The sequence below is a fragment of the Pseudomonas sp. B21-032 genome (assembly GCF_024748965.1).
Classification (GTDB): Bacteria; Pseudomonadota; Gammaproteobacteria; order Pseudomonadales; family Pseudomonadaceae; genus Aquipseudomonas.
Genome location: NZ_CP087180.1, coordinates 3,681,500 through 3,695,466 on the forward strand (window position 1 = coordinate 3,681,500; position 13,967 = coordinate 3,695,466).

Genomic DNA, 13,967 nt, shown 5'->3' on the forward strand with positions numbered 1-13,967 from the left:
TTGACCCGCGATGGGACTTTTACCGAACTCCCAGGAATACCCCGCAATGCCCCGCGCTTCTCGCATCACCCCTGCCCTGCTCCTGGCCCTGGCCAGCACCACGGCCCTGGCCGACGACCTGATGACCCGCAACACCCTGACCGGCGACTGGGGCGGCCTGCGCCGTCAGCTCGACGAACAGGGCATCAAGTTCACTGGCGACTACAGCGGCGAAACCGCCTACAACGCCGATGGTGGCCTGCACCGCTCGGCGCGTTACTCGCAGAACCTCAAGCTGGGCGTGCAGTTTGATCTTGGCAAGCTGTACGGCCTGGACAACGGCGGCAAAGTCCAGCTGACAGTCAACGACCGCCGCGGCAACAGTGCCTCCGAAGACCTGGTGGGCAACCGCCTGCCGATTCAGGAAAACTACGGCGGCCTCTACACCCGCCTGACTGAACTGAGCTACGAGCGCAGCCTGTTCACCCCGGCGCTGAACCTCAAGCTCGGCTACATGGCCATGGGCAACGACCTCGGAGGCCTCGACAGCGGCATCCTCTGCAACTTCATGAACGCCGGTTTCTGCGGCCATCCGCTGAACATGTCCGGCGGCAGCGGCTGGACCAACTACCCCAACGCGCACCTGGGCCTGCGGGTCAAATACGACCTTTCGCCGGCCTGGCAACTGCGCGTGGCGGCGTTCAACGTCGACCCCGAAAGCAACGGCAACTCCAGCCGCGCCTGGCACCTGGGCCCCAAGCACACCACCGGCACTGTGGTCCCGGTGGAGCTGGTGTACAAGCTGGCCGGCGAACTGCCCGGTGAATACAAGCTCGGTTACTACTACGACAGCTCCGATGTGAAACGCATCGGCAGCGACAAAGAGGTGTCCGGCCGCAGCGGCCATTACCTGCTGGTGGACCAGGCCGTGTGGGCCTCGCAGAGCTCCGAGGGCCGCAGCCTGCATGCCTTCGGCCAGTACTCGGCCGCCAGCGCCGCCGCCTCGCCGTTCAGCAAGTGGTATGGCGCAGGCGTGGTGCTGTACAAGCCGTTCGAAGGCCGCCCGCGTGACACGCTTGCCTTCGGCTATGGCCGCGCCGTGCCCAACCCGCGCAGCCGTGATGTGCAGCAAGACGCCGCCGTGGCCGCAGGGGTTGCCTACCCCAACCTGGACAGCGCCGAGCAGTTGGTTGAGCTGAGCTACGGCTACCAGGCCACCCCGTGGCTGACCCTGCGCCCGGATGTGCAATACATCATCGAGCCGGGGGCGTTTTCCGCTGAGAACATCGACAACGCGCTGGTGTTCGGCCTGCAGGTCAAAGCCACGTTCTGAGCCTTGCTGACACCGGTGAGCGCCGGTTGGTCTATACGCGCCCGGGCAATCCGGGCGATGATCGCGCTCCCGGTTTTCAAGGATTGAAGATGAATACGCTGCTTTCCATCTACGCGCTGTGCGTGGTCGTGCTGTTTGTGAAGATGCTGGCGATCTCCTGCTATCAGGGTTTCTATCGCATCAGCCGCCTGACCTTCAAGAACCCCGAAGACGCCGGCCTGGTCGGCCGCCCGCCGAGCGCCGAGGAACTGCCGCAGGTCGCCCGTGCGGCTCAGGCCTGGGCCAACGATCTGGAGAACATTCCGCTGTTTTTCGTGCTCGGCGCGCTGTGCCTGGTGTTCAACCCGCCGCTCATGCTTACGGCCGGGCTGATGCTGTTGTTCACCGTCGCCCGCCTGCTGCACACGCTGTGCTTTCTGGCCCGCTGGCAACCGTGGCGCACGATCGCCTACGCCGTGGCAATCGTCTGCCTGTTGGCGATGGCGGCGATGGTCAGCATGGGCGCCCTGCGGCATTTCTGATCGGGCTTGCCAGGAAGTTCTTAAGTATTGGGAATTTGCAACGAGAAAATGGCAGGGGCGGCTGGATTCGAACCAACGCATGGCAGGATCAAAACCTGCTGCCTTACCGCTTGGCGACGCCCCTGTAGCTGTAGCGATGAGTGCCTGGCACTCGCTTGCGATGATGCAGCGTGGCGCAACCTGGGAAGTTGCGGGCCTGCGCTGCCAGCCCCGTGAGGGCCGTTGCAAGAATGGTTGGCAATTTATCAAACTTGGTTGCGTCTGGGAAGCCCCCAGGCAAACAAATTGTTGTTAAAACAGCCACTTACTCTGAATCGAGGCGCCAGACCGGCGCCTCGACCGTTCACCGGCTACGCCCGACAAGGCGCAACCGGTGTTTTACCGCCGTATGAAACTCAGTTCCACGGACGGTCGCCGTTCTCGTCTTTAACCCGAGTCGGCAGGCCCATCACATCCAGTGCCTTGAGGAACGGCTCGGCTGGCAGCTCCTCGACGTTGACCATGCGCTGCACGTCCCACTCGCCACGGGCAACCAGCAGCGCTGCTGCTACGGGTGGTACGCCTGCGGTGTAGGAAATACCCTGGCTGTCGGTTTCGGCGTAGGCCTCTTCGTGGTCCGCTACGTTGTAGATGAACACTTCACGCGGCTGGCCGTCCTTGGTGCCCTTGACCAGGTCGCCGATGCAGGTCTTGCCGGTGTAACCCGGAGCCAGCGAGGCCGGATCCGGCAGCACCGCCTTGACCACTTTGAGCGGTACCACTTCAAGGCCTTCGGCGGTCTTGACCGGTTGCTCGCTGAGCAGGCCAAGGTTTTTCAGCACGGTGAAGACGTTGATGTAGTGCTCACCGAAGCTCATCCAGAAACGCACGTTCGGCACGTCGAGATTCTTCGACAGCGAGTGCACTTCGTCGTGGCCGGTCAGGTACAGGTTCTGCGAGCCGACTACCGGCAGGTCGTCGGTACGCTTGACTTCGAACATGGTGTTGCTGGTCCACTGGCTGTTCTGCCAGCTCCACACCTGCCCGGTGAACTCGCGGAAGTTGATTTCCGGGTCGAAGTTGGTGGCAAAGTACTTGCCATGGGATCCAGCATTGACGTCGAGGATGTCGATCGAATCAATGCTGTCGAAATACTGTTGCTTGGCCAGGGCGGCGTAGGCGTTGACCACGCCCGGATCGAAGCCCACGCCAAGAATGGCGGTAACGTTCTTTTGTTGGCACTCTTCGAGGTGTTTCCACTCGTAGTTGCCATACCAGGGCGGCGTCTCGCAGATCTTGCCCGGTTCTTCGTGAATGGCGGTGTCCAGGTAGGCCACGCCAGTATCGATGCAGGCACGCAGCACCGACATGTTGAGGAAAGCGGAACCGACGTTGATGACGATTTGCGATTCGGTTTCGCGGATCAGCGCTTTGGTCGCTTCGACGTCCAGCGCATTCAGCGCGAAGGCCTTGATTTGTGCGGGCTGCTTGAGGCTACCCTTGGCCTTGACGCTGTCGATGATGGCCTGGCATTTGGAGATGTTGCGCGACGCGATAGCAATACGACCGAGTTCGTCGTTGTGCTGCGCGCACTTGTGGGCCACCACCTTGGCGACACCTCCTGCACCAATGATAAGAACGTTCTTCTTCAATTTCTCTTGCTCTCCTTTACTGCCAGCTTACGACAGGCTGGACAAGTAGTCTTCGAAACCAAACTCACGAACCAGCTCGACACTACCGTCGAGTTGTTTCACTACGATGGACGGCATTTTCAGGCCGTTGAACCAGTTTTTCTTGACCATGGTGTAACCCGCTGCGTCAACAAACGACAGCCGATCGCCGATGGCCAGCGGACGATCGAATTGGTATTCGCCGAAAATGTCACCGGCGAGGCAGGATTTGCCGCATACCATGTAGGTGTGTTCGCCCTCGCTTGGCGCCAGCTTGGCGTTCAGACGGTAGATCAGCAGGTCGAGCATGTGCGCTTCGATCGAGCTGTCGACCACGGCCAGGTGCTTGCCGTTGTAGAGGGTGTCGAGCACGGTAACTTCCAGCGAGGCGCTCTGGGTGATCGCCGCTTCGCCCGGCTCCAGGTAAACCTGCACGCCGTACTTCTCGGAGAAGGCTTTCAGGCGCCCGCAGAAGGCGTCGATTGCATAGCCTTCGCCGGTGAAGTGGATACCGCCGCCAAGGCTGACCCACTCGACCTTGTGCAGCAGGTGGCCGAAGCGCTCTTCGATGGTGCACAGCATCTGGTCGAACAGGCCAAAGTCGCCGTTCTCGCAGTTGTTGTGGAACATGAAACCGGAGATCTTCTCGATGACGGCCTCGACCTTCACCGGGTCCCACTCGCCCAGGCGGCTGAACGGGCGCGCCGGGTCGGCCAGCAGGTAGTCGGAGCTGCTCACCTGCGGGTTGACGCGCAGGCCGCGGACCTTGCCTTCAGACTGTTCGGCAAAACGCTCGAGCTGGCCGATGGAGTTGAAGATGATCTTGTCGCAGTTGTCGAGCATCTCTTCGATTTCATCGTCGGCCCAGGCCACGCTGTAGGCGTGGGCTTCGCCGGCGAACTTCTGGCGACCGAGCTTGAGCTCGTACAGCGACGACGAGGTAGTGCCGTCCATGTACTGCTCCATCAGGTCGAACACCGACCAGGTGGCGAAGCACTTGAGTGCCAGCAGGGCCTTGGCCCCGGACTGCTCGCGCACATAGGCGATCTTTTCCATGTTGCGCAGCAGCTTGGTTTTATCGATGAGGTAGTACGGCGTTTTGATCATTTCGAGGCCCCCGGCCAGGCCGGCCAAAAAAAGGACACGCATTGTGCCTTCCCTTGCCCCAAGTCGAAAGAGCTAAAGCGCTTTTCCCTGGATCGGCGGTCAATTTCGGTGCATTCAACCGTGACCGAGCCATTGCTCGATGAGTAAAACCGCAGCAATCACCACCATCGCCAGCCCCGACACCCGGCTGATCACCTGCGCCGCCGCCGGCCGCGCCTGCAATACCGCCTGGGAGCCAAAGCCCACCAGCAGGTAAACCACCGCGCAACTAAAAGCATGGACCAGGCCCAGGGTGACGATCTGCACCGGCACGGGCCAGGCGGCCATGGCATCGGTGAACTGCGGTAGCAAAGCCAGAAACAGCAGGAACACCTTGGGGTTCAGACCACTGACGCAGACGCCCTTGAACGCCCAGCGTGCCCACGACGCCGACTGTTGCGCCAGCCCGGCCTGCGGCGCTGAAGGATGAACAAGCATGTTGATGCCCAACCACAGCAAGTAACCGCAACCGGCCACAGTCAGCAGGGTCAGGGCCATGGGGTTGCTGGCCACCAGCCCCCCTACCCCGGCGGCGACAATCAGGGTTGCCAGCAGATGGCCGAGCAGCAACCCGGCCACTGCCGGCACCACCACCCGCCCGCGCAACCCGGCGGAAATCGCGTAGGCCCAGTCCGCCCCCGGGGTAATCACCAACAATAACGACACCGCCCAGAACGCGGCCAGCATGTTCAAGGTCATGGCCACAGCTCCGGGTGCTGAATCTGGAATTTTCTTGCCTGCATGCTTGCCTCCGCTCGCTGATCTGACGTTGAGCGGGAGATTAGAGAAAAGCTGATAGGATTATCTTTCTAATATTCCAGAACTAACGGCCAGAACAGAAAGGTTCTTCCCCATGGACAGGATTGACCGCAAGATCCTTGCGCAGCTGCAAAACGACGGGCGCCTGTCGCTGACCGAACTGGCCGACCGGGTGGGCCTGAGCCTGTCGCCCTGTCACCGCCGGGTGCGCGCGCTGGAGCAATCCGGGGTGATTCAGGGCTACCGCGCGCAGTTGGCGCCGGGCGCCCTGGGGCTGAATTTTTCGGCCATGGTCTTCGTCACCTTGCGCGAAGGTGATCGCCAGGCGGTCAGCGCCTTCGAAGCGGCGCTGCAGGAGATTGCCCAGATCGTCGAAGCGCAGCGGCTGTTTGGTGATCCGGACTACCTGCTGCAGGTGGTCACCCGCGACCTGCCAGCCTTCCAGCAGTTGTATGACGAGCGACTGTCGACCCTGCCCAATGTGCAGCGCCTGACCTCGACCCTGGTGATGAAACGGGTGATCGAGAACCGCTCGTTGCCGATGTAAGCTGCGCGCACAATTGTTCTAAACCCCGCCGCACAAACGGGTTATGGTCGTGCATGCCTCACTGCCCGGAGCCCGCCGTGCCCAGCCATAACTGGATCGATCTCGCCCAGGACGCCGACACCGGCATCGAGTCGGTGCGCGCGCATTTCAAGGGCCACGCCTACGACCCGCACTGGCACGACAGCTACCTGATCGGTGTCACCGAGCAGGGCGTGCAGCAGTTTCATTGCCGCCAGCTGCAGCACTTCAGCACGCCGGGCAAGGTATTCATGCTCGAACCTGGGGAAATCCACGACGGCCATGCACCGACCGCGGACGGCTTCACCTACTCGATGCTCTACCTCGACCCACAGTGGCTGGAGCGCGAGCTGCAAGCATTGTTCGAGCAGGCGCCAGCAGCTAGTCAGCCCAGCTTTGCCGACACCTTGAGTGGCGACCCGCAGCTGTGCGGGGCCATTGCCCGGGCCTTTCAGGCGTTGCATGGCGGTGAGCTGAAAATGCTCCGGCAGACGGCAATGGACGAGCTGCTCGGCTGCATGACCCGCCATACCCTGTGGCGCAAACGCATCGACCCCGACCCACGCCTGCCGCAGGTGGCGCGCATCGCCCGCGAGTATCTGCACGCCCATTACACCGAGGACATTGGCCTGGTGGAGCTGGCCGAGGCCTGCCAGGTCGATCGCTTTCGCCTCAACCGTGCCTTCAAGAGTGCCTTTGGCCTGGCGCCCCATGCCTACCTGATCCAGCTGCGCCTGGCCAAGGCGCGCCGCTGGCTGGCCCGTGGCGACAGCCCGGCAGTGGTCGCCGCCGCCCTCGGCTTTGCCGACCAGAGCCACCTGGGCCGCTGGTTTCGCCGCGCCTACCGGCTCACACCTGCCGATTACCGTCGCCGCTGCGCAAAGCTTCCAGACTGAAAGCCCACCAGCCGGGAACATGGGGCTCCCCTGCACTGGAGTCCGATCATGTTGCCCAATCTGCTGCCCTTTGCCCTGTTCGCCTTTGTCGCCAGTATCACCCCCGGCCCGACCAATATCCTGATCCTCGGCCATGGCGCGCGTTTCGGTTTGCGCGCGACCCTGCCGCTGGTGCTTGGCGCTTGCCTGGCCGCCGCGCTGGTGGTGCTGCTGGTCGGCCTGGGGCTGGGTGAAGTGCTGCTGGCCTACCCGCGAGTGCAGCAACTGATGACCTGGCTCGGCGTGGCCTGGTTGAGCTGGCTGGGCTGGCAATTGCTCAATGCTGGCGCAGCACCGCTGGCCAGCCCCGACAGCCCCCGAGACCTGCGGGCCCGGGACGCGGCACTGTTGCAGTTGATCAACCCCAAGGTGTGGTTGATGGCGGTCGCGGTGCTCGGGGTTTTCAGCAGCGCCAGCGCGAACCCGTTGCAGGACAGGCTGCAACTGGCGCTCTTGTTTCTGCTCATCGCCCTGCCATGCATGACCAGCTGGGCGCTGATGGGCGTTGGCAGCGCACGCTTGCTGCGCTCGCCGCAAAAGGCCCGGCGCTTCAATCAGCTGTTGGCGCTGCTGCTGATTGCCTCGGCCTGGCTGGCGGTGCTGGGATAGCCACGGCGGGGCCTTGCGCCCCGCCCCGCACCCTCAGCTGAAGGCGTTGATGAACCAGGTAATCAGCGGCAAGGCGACGATGTCGATCAGCACCGCCCCGCACAGCGGCACGATGATGAAGGCCTTGTACGAGAACACCTTGTAGTGGTCGCAGATCGCGCCCATGTTGGCCACCGCGTTCGGCGTCGCGCCCAGGCCATGGCCCATGTAGCCGGCGCACAGCACCGCCGCGTCGTAGTTGCCGCCGAACAGGCGGAACAAGACGAAGATGCACAGCAGCACCATGATCAGCACTTGCACCACCAGGATCACCAGCAGCGGCAGGCCCAGTTGCTCCAGCTCCCAGAACTTCAGGCTCATCATCGCCATGGTCAGGAACATGCCCAGGCTGATGTCGCCCAAGGTGCTGACGGCATTGTCGGGAATCTCGATGACCCGGGCGCGGTCGTTGAAGTTGCGCGCCAGGATGGCGACGAACATGGCGCCGACGTACACCGGCAGGACGATACCCAGGTGCGCCTTCAGCGCATCGCCGATCCAGAAGCCGAGCACCATGATCACCAACATGCAGGTCAGCAAGCGCAGCAGCACCGGCGTATCAATGCTGACAACGGGGGTTTCATTGGCTTTTTCCAGGGCTTGCAGGGCATCGACCTGGTCTGCCTGTACCACCAGTTTCTTGCGTTCGATCAGGTAACGCGCCACCGGGCTGCCGAGCAAGCCACCGGCAACCATGCCGAAGGTCGCCGAGGCCAGCGCGGCTGTAGTGGCGCCGACCGTGCCGAGGCTCTCGGCGATCGGGCCAAAGGCTGCGGCGGCGCCAAAGCCACCTTCCAGCGACACGGCGCCGGCCATGATCCCCAGCAGCGGGTCGATGCCCAAGGCCTTGGCCATGCCCACGCCGACCAGGTTCTGCAGCAGCGCCAGGCCCCAGCAGGCACCCAGGTAGATGAACAGGATCTTGCCGCCCTGGCGCAGCAGGCCAAGGCTGCCGCCCAGGCCGACGGTGGTGAAGAACGCCACCATCAGCGGCGTTTGCATGGCGGTGTCGAGCTTGATGTCCAGCCACTGCTGGTCACGCAGCAGCCACACCACCAGGGCAAAGCCAAAACCGCCGATGACCGGCGCCGGGACACAGAGCTGGCGCAGCCAGTAGCTGTGCTTCTTCAGTTGCGCACCCATCGCCAGCAGCAGGAGCGCCAGGGCGACGGTGGTCAGAGCATCGAGTTGCAGGGTCAGCATGGTTAACACTCTTCTTTTTATAGTTGGATAGGGGTTGTGGGCTTCAGTCGACCAGGCTGGCCAGCAGCCGTGCAGCGATGCGCGCGGTGCGTTGGTCCTGGTCAAGACCGGGGTTGAGTTCGGCGATGTCGGCCATGCGCAACTTGCCGCTGGCCTTGGCGCGCCGCGCCAGGTGCTCGACCACCATCAGCTCGACGCCATGGGCCGAGGGCGCACTGACGCCGGGCGCCTGGCTGGCCGGCAGGACGTCCAGACAGAGGGTCAGGTACAGGTGGTCGATGCCGCTGAGAAAGTCATCGACGAAGGTCTCCAGCGCGGCGATATTCCACGGCTGCATCTGCCGGTCGAGGCGATAACGCACGTTCAGGCGCTGGGCCTGGTCGAACAAGGCCTGGGTGTTGTTCAGCTCGCTGACGCCCAGGCAGCAGTATTCAAAGGCCATGCCGGCCTGCTGGCAGTACTCGGCAATCTGCCGGAACGGCGTGCCGGAGCTGCTCTGGGCGCTGTGGCGCAGGTCGAAGTGGGCATCGAAATTGAGAATGCCGATGCGCGGCTGCGCCTCTTGCTGGCGTAAATGGCCAGCCAGGCCGAGAAAACTGGCATAGGCGATTTCGTGCCCGCCGCCCAGGCCCAACGGCAGATGCCCTTGCTCCAGCAGTTGCGTCACCCGCTTGGCATAGGCCTGCTGGGCACCTTCCAGGTCAGTACCGAGGCAGACGAAGTCGCCGCTGTCATAAACCGGGCGCTGGCCACGCCAGGCCAGGTTGGCCAAGGCCTTGCGCAGGGCCGGCGGCCCCTGGCGGGCGCCGCTGCGGCCCTGGTTGCGGATCACCCCTTCGTCACAGGCCAGGCCCACCAGGGCGTTGCCAGCCGGTTGGTCATCAGCCCAGGGCTGCACCCATTGGTGCCAGCGCAGGGCCGCCGTGCCTTCTGCGGCGTCGACGCGGCCCTGCCAGAGCGGCAGTGCGGTAGTGCTGTTCATGCGGGTACTCCAGTAGATTCAGTCCAGCCGCGCACCGATGCGCAGGGCCACGTCGCAGGTCCAGCGGGTCAGGCGCTCGCTGTTCTGCCGGGCGCGAATGGCCGGGGCCATCAGGCTGATTGCGCCATGCAGGCGGTTGCGGCTGTCGAGCACCGGGGCACTGACGCCCCAGATGCCGTCGTCGATTTCACCGAGACTGATGGCATAGCCCTGGTCACGGATCTGCACGAAGCTCTGGCGGTAGCTGTCCAGTGCTTCGGCTTCCAGGCCCTGCTCTTCAAGAATCGCCAGGCTGCGCGCCGGCTCCATGTGCGCCAGCAACACCCGCGCCGACGCGCCGACCCGCAGCGGTTGCGCCAGGCCCTTCTGGTAACAGCAGCGCAGTGGCTGCGGGCTGTCGATCAGTTCGATGCAAATGGCCTGGCCGTTGCTCGGCACCATCAGTGCCACGCTTTCCTGGCTGAGTTCGGCCAGGCGCTTGAGCTCGGGCTTGGCCAGCGACACCAGCAGTGCTTCGCGGTCGAACTTCTTCGCCAGTTGCAGGCAGGCCGGGCCCGGCAGGTAGCGACCATGGCCGTTGTCTTCGGCCAGGCCCCAACGCAGCAGGGTCTTCAGGTGCCGATAGGTGCTGCTCAGGGGCTGGTCCAGTTGCAGGCTCAGCTCCTTGGCCGACACGGCCTCGTTGGCCTGGCCGAGGGCGACGAGGATCTGCAGCAGGCGATCGGTGGGCGTGGTGTAGGTCATATGTGCTCCTTGGCGCCATGGTGCACAGTCTTTCTCAATAGGTGAAACTCGATTCCCATTGAGTGGGAAATATCCTACTTATAGCCCCTTGGCCGCCCACTGCAGGCAGCGTGTTTGCAAAAAGCCCTGCAATGCCTTGACCCGCTCGGTCACCTGCGCCCGGTGCGGGCACATCAGGTACACCGGGGCGTGCTCGCCCTGCCAGTCGCCGAACAAGCGCTGCAAACGCCCGGCCGCGACGTCCGCGGCCACGTCCAGCCAGGCCTTGTAGACCACGCCACGCCCGGCCAGGGCCCAGCGCCGGGCCACTTCACCGTCATCGCAGCGGTATTCGCCGTGCACCCGCACTTCGTTCACTTCACTGCCACGCACAAAGCGCCACAGGTCATAGGGCCGGCCGTTGCGCTGGTAGATCACGCACTGATGGTCAGCCAGCTCCTGGGGCATAGAGGGCGTGCCGTGGCGCGCCAGGTACTCGGGGCTGGCGCAGGCCACGCGGTGGTGATCGAGCAGAATCGGCAAGGCGACCATGTCGGAATCGGCCGGCACGCCAAAACGCAGGGCGACGTCGACTGGTTCGCGGTACAGGTCGCTGGCCTGGTCGTTGAGCAGCAGTTGCAGCTGTACCCGCGGGTATTCGCGCTTGAACGCATCGAGCCAGGCCAGCAGCACGCTGCGGCCAAAGTCAGAGGGCGCCGCCAGTTGCAGCAGGCCGCCCATTTCCAGCGCCTGCTCGCGCAGGGCCTGCTCGCCTTCGGCCAGCGCGCCCAGGGCCAGGCGCACGCTGTCGAGGTAGCGCCGGCCTTCGTCGGTGAGCCGTTGCTGGCGGGTCGAACGGGCAAACAGCCGTACCTGCAGGCGCGTTTCCAGGCGCTTGAGCGCAAGGCTGGCGGCTGCCGGGGTGATGTCGAGGCTGCGCGCAGCGGCAGACAGGCTGCCCTCGTCGGCCACCCGCACGAACAGTTCCAGGTCAAAAAGCGTGCTCATCAGTCCTGCCCGAACACCGGGCGCAAGAACGAGCGCTCATAGCTGAGGATGCAACGGGTGTCCTGGGCGTACTGGAAGGCGGCCAGGCACTCGGGGTCGTTCATCGAGTCCTGGCGGTAGCGTTCGTACGCGGCAAGGCTTGGAAAGGTGAACATCGCCAGGGCGATATTATTGGCACCTTCCGAAGGCAGGAAGTAGCCGTGGTGCTGGCCGCCGAAGCGCTCCACCAGCGGGATCCAGAGTTTGCCGTAGTGTTCGAACTCGGCAAGTTTGTAGGGGTCGAGGACGTAGCGCAGGTAGCAGGTGATCATTGGTGGCTCTCGCTGAAGTTGCTCGGCAGCCGAGAATGCACGATTCCAGCGCCGCCCGCATCAGTCTTGAGGGCCGCCAATCTCATCCATGAAACCTTGCACAAACAGCTCAAGCCGCCGATGCCGCTCGGCCGCCAGACGTGCGCCCTCCCCGGTTTGAAAGCCCGAGGCCAGTTTCAGCAATTTGGTGTGAAAGTGCTCGAGGCTGAACTGGTGGTCCAGGTAGTCGCGGCCTGCCGCGCTGGGATTAGTGAAATCGTACAGGGCCGAGCCCATGCGCCCACCGACATAGAAGCAGCGAGCCACACCGACCATACCGATGGCGTCCAGACGGTCACTGTCCTGAAGGATTTTTGCCTCGAGGGTTTCCGGCGCCAGGCCGGCTGAAAAACTGTGCGTAGCGACGGCATGAGCAACAGCGCTGATGCGCTCGCCGGGCCAGCCAAGATCGGCGAGTATCCGCGCAGCTTTTTCAGCAGACAAGGTCGAGGCCTGGGCGCGCAGCGGCGAGTTCTTTTCGACCGCGACGCAATCGTGCAGCAGCGTGGCGGCCAGCAGGATGGACAGATCACCACCCTCCCGGGCCTGAATCCGCCGGGCATTGCTCCAGACCCGGTGGATATGCGTCAGGTCGTGAGAGCCATCGCCGTTGTCCGCCGGCAGGTGCGGCAACAGAAGATCAGCGAGGGCTTGGCAGGGATGGAAAGGTTGGGTAGTCATCAGCATTGGGTCTGTATACCGAAATCTGTGGGAGCGGGACTTGCCCGCGATCGAGCGCGAAGCGGTCGTAACCCGGGCAACACGATTCACCCGCGAAGAGCCGCCGCGCGGCCATAGATCAGCAACTCGCCACCGGTGGCGATCACCAGGCTCAAACCGGTATAGGAAAACCCGAAGGCACGCACTTCGGTCTCGATTGCCAGGGTATGAAACCTGGCGGGCCGGTTGTAGCGCGCGCCATGCAGCCAGGAACCCGGCTCGACCAGCAGCAGGTGCTGCTCGGGCCAGGCCAGGGTGATGTTCTCCACCACCCAGCCATCGCTGGTGCTGATCGGCAGGCCGCCGCCCTGGATGCCGGACATGCGGATCACCCGCTCGTTGAGCGGGCCGATGCCGCGGGTTTCCAGATAATGGTCGCTGCCCAGGTTGTCGGTGCGGTCGCGGGCGATTTTCTCGCCGCTGCGACAGTCGATCACACTGCGGCCTGAACTCGAAGCCACCAGCAGCCGCTCGCTGTCACGGTCAAAACCGATCTCCAGCAGGCCGGCGACGGTGAACTGGCCAGTCAACCGCCACGGCGCAGGTGCGGGTGCAACCGCTTGTTGGCGGATGACCTGGCGCAACGGGTCGAGGTGTCTGCTGGTGGTCATGGGGCCTTCCAGTGCGGATGCGTCAGCCGATACACCCGCACCGGCCGCTCGTGAAACTGCACAGTATCGAAGGCATTGAAGCCGGCTTTTTGCGCCACGCGCAAGGAGGCGATGTTGGCCGCTTCAATAATTGCAATCACTGCCGCCAGCCGGTGCTCGTTGAACGCGTGCTCAAGCACGCCGCGCACCGCTTCGCTGGCCAGTCCCTGACCCCAATAGCGTGTAGCCAGACGATAGCCCAGGCTGGCCTGCTCTACCCCTTCGACCTGCTCCGGGCTGACGCCGCAAAAACCGACCAGCTCGCCGTTGGCCTTGTCGACCAGCGCCCATTGGCCCATGCCGTAGCTGGCGTAGCACTGCACGCACCAGTCGATAAAAGCCCCGGTCATCTGTTCGTCGCAGACACCGCGCACCGAGAATTTCATCACCTCAGGGTCGCTGAGAATGGCGGTCAGGGCGGGCAGGTCTTGACGCGAGAGTTCGCGCACGAGCAGGCGTGGGGTTTCAAACAGCGGCATGAAGTGCTTCCTTGGGTCATGCAGGCGCGACGATGCGCCGTCGCCCCTACAATCCCTGTCGCCAGCCGCCGGGTCAACCCTCCCGCGAAATCGGCACCCCCGCGCTGGCTTTCGGCCCGGCCACGGCCCAGGCAATCAGGCCCAGCACGGGTACAAAGACGATAAACACGATCCACAACATCTTGCGATCCGCCCGGCTCTTGCTGCCGATGATGCGTTTGATGGCCCAGAGTTCGACCAGGGTGAGCAATACGGCAAGGGTGATCCAGATATGACCGTTTTCCATGGGTAGCCTCCAGAGGGGTTCTGAAGGTTAG

Annotated in this window: 17 protein-coding genes and 1 tRNA gene; 5 read left to right on the forward strand and 13 right to left on the reverse strand. The window is 63.6% G+C overall.

The genetic code is table 11. From position 1 onward, the window contains the following. Nucleotides 1–46: 46 nt before the first annotated feature. Together LOY54_RS16815 and LOY54_RS16820 are read left to right on the forward strand one after the other, a co-directional pair. On the forward strand, nucleotides 47–1,312 hold the full coding sequence (locus LOY54_RS16815) for a carbohydrate porin (protein ID WP_258607271.1): 1,266 nt from the start codon (nucleotides 47–49) through the stop codon (nucleotides 1,310–1,312). 89 nt (nucleotides 1,313–1,401) lie between these two features. Further along, nucleotides 1,402–1,833 carry an MAPEG family protein gene (locus tag LOY54_RS16820; protein ID WP_258607273.1) on the forward strand — a complete coding sequence of 144 codons (432 nt, stop codon included), beginning with the start codon at nucleotides 1,402–1,404 and terminating at the stop codon, nucleotides 1,831–1,833. A 49-nt stretch (nucleotides 1,834–1,882) separates the two neighbouring features. Here the strand turns inward: LOY54_RS16820 and LOY54_RS16825 are convergent. The 4 genes from LOY54_RS16825 to LOY54_RS16840 form a co-directional block, all read right to left on the reverse strand. Continuing rightward, nucleotides 1,883–1,957, reverse strand: a tRNA-Gln gene (locus LOY54_RS16825). Nucleotides 1,958–2,228: 271 nt separating this feature from the next. Further along, nucleotides 2,229–3,464, reverse strand: a complete 1,236-nt coding sequence (locus LOY54_RS16830; protein WP_258607275.1) for a saccharopine dehydrogenase family protein — start codon at nucleotides 3,462–3,464, stop codon at nucleotides 2,229–2,231. Between the two features lie 27 nt (nucleotides 3,465–3,491). Further along, nucleotides 3,492–4,589: a carboxynorspermidine decarboxylase gene (locus tag LOY54_RS16835; protein ID WP_258610724.1), complete on the reverse strand. Its 1,098-nt coding sequence runs from the start codon at nucleotides 4,587–4,589 to the stop codon at nucleotides 3,492–3,494. Nucleotides 4,590–4,703: 114 nt separating this feature from the next. Continuing rightward, a complete protein-coding gene (locus LOY54_RS16840) occupies nucleotides 4,704–5,327 on the reverse strand; it encodes a LysE family translocator (protein ID WP_258607276.1) in 624 nt (207 codons plus the stop codon). A 154-nt stretch (nucleotides 5,328–5,481) separates the two neighbouring features. Here LOY54_RS16840 and LOY54_RS16845 point away from each other — a divergent pair, with 154 nt between their 5' ends. The 3 genes from LOY54_RS16845 (at nucleotide 5,482) to LOY54_RS16855 (ending at nucleotide 7,496) form a co-directional block, all read left to right on the forward strand. After that, on the forward strand, nucleotides 5,482–5,934 hold the full coding sequence (locus tag LOY54_RS16845) for an Lrp/AsnC family transcriptional regulator (RefSeq protein ID WP_258607277.1): 453 nt from the start codon (nucleotides 5,482–5,484) through the stop codon (nucleotides 5,932–5,934). A 77-nt stretch (nucleotides 5,935–6,011) separates the two neighbouring features. Then, entirely contained in the window at nucleotides 6,012–6,848 is an 837-nt protein-coding gene (locus LOY54_RS16850; RefSeq protein WP_258607278.1) for an AraC family transcriptional regulator, read from the forward strand. A 51-nt stretch (nucleotides 6,849–6,899) separates the two neighbouring features. Beyond that, the gene (locus LOY54_RS16855; protein ID WP_258610725.1) at nucleotides 6,900–7,496 is read left to right on the forward strand and encodes a LysE family translocator; all 597 of its coding nucleotides are present in this window, start codon (nucleotides 6,900–6,902) and stop codon (nucleotides 7,494–7,496) included. 33 nt (nucleotides 7,497–7,529) lie between these two features. Here LOY54_RS16855 and gltS read toward each other — a convergent pair whose 3' ends face one another. The 9 genes from gltS to LOY54_RS16900 form a co-directional block, all read right to left on the reverse strand. Further along, nucleotides 7,530–8,738: a sodium/glutamate symporter gene (gene gltS, locus LOY54_RS16860; protein ID WP_093381397.1), complete on the reverse strand. Its 1,209-nt coding sequence runs from the start codon at nucleotides 8,736–8,738 to the stop codon at nucleotides 7,530–7,532. A 43-nt stretch (nucleotides 8,739–8,781) separates the two neighbouring features. Further along, nucleotides 8,782–9,720: a formimidoylglutamase gene (hutG, locus tag LOY54_RS16865; protein WP_258607279.1), complete on the reverse strand. Its 939-nt coding sequence runs from the start codon at nucleotides 9,718–9,720 to the stop codon at nucleotides 8,782–8,784. Nucleotides 9,721–9,738: 18 nt separating this feature from the next. Then, nucleotides 9,739–10,464, reverse strand: coding sequence for an IclR family transcriptional regulator (locus LOY54_RS16870; protein WP_038995818.1), 726 nt, complete (start codon nucleotides 10,462–10,464; stop codon nucleotides 9,739–9,741). A 78-nt stretch (nucleotides 10,465–10,542) separates the two neighbouring features. After that, the gene (locus LOY54_RS16875; protein WP_258607280.1) at nucleotides 10,543–11,451 is read right to left on the reverse strand and encodes a LysR family transcriptional regulator; all 909 of its coding nucleotides are present in this window, start codon (nucleotides 11,449–11,451) and stop codon (nucleotides 10,543–10,545) included. Next, nucleotides 11,451–11,762 (reverse strand): NIPSNAP family protein, encoded by a 312-nt coding sequence (locus tag LOY54_RS16880; RefSeq protein WP_258607281.1) that lies wholly within the window; start codon nucleotides 11,760–11,762, stop codon nucleotides 11,451–11,453. Before LOY54_RS16880 ends, LOY54_RS16875 begins: the two co-directional genes overlap by 1 nt. 60 nt (nucleotides 11,763–11,822) lie before the next feature. Beyond that, nucleotides 11,823–12,482 carry an HD domain-containing protein gene (locus tag LOY54_RS16885; RefSeq protein ID WP_045195652.1) on the reverse strand — a complete coding sequence of 220 codons (660 nt, stop codon included), beginning with the start codon at nucleotides 12,480–12,482 and terminating at the stop codon, nucleotides 11,823–11,825. 86 nt (nucleotides 12,483–12,568) lie between these two features. After that, complete coding sequence (locus tag LOY54_RS16890) at nucleotides 12,569–13,132, reverse strand: hypothetical protein (RefSeq protein WP_213603960.1); 564 nt, start codon at nucleotides 13,130–13,132, stop codon at nucleotides 12,569–12,571. Beyond that, nucleotides 13,129–13,650, reverse strand: coding sequence for a GNAT family N-acetyltransferase (locus tag LOY54_RS16895; protein ID WP_258607282.1), 522 nt, complete (start codon nucleotides 13,648–13,650; stop codon nucleotides 13,129–13,131). The genes LOY54_RS16890 and LOY54_RS16895 overlap by 4 nt, the downstream gene beginning before the upstream one ends. Before the next feature lie 73 nt (nucleotides 13,651–13,723). Next, nucleotides 13,724–13,936, reverse strand: a complete 213-nt coding sequence (locus LOY54_RS16900) for a PLD nuclease N-terminal domain-containing protein (RefSeq protein ID WP_038995826.1) — start codon at nucleotides 13,934–13,936, stop codon at nucleotides 13,724–13,726. Nucleotides 13,937–13,967 lie beyond the last annotated feature (31 nt).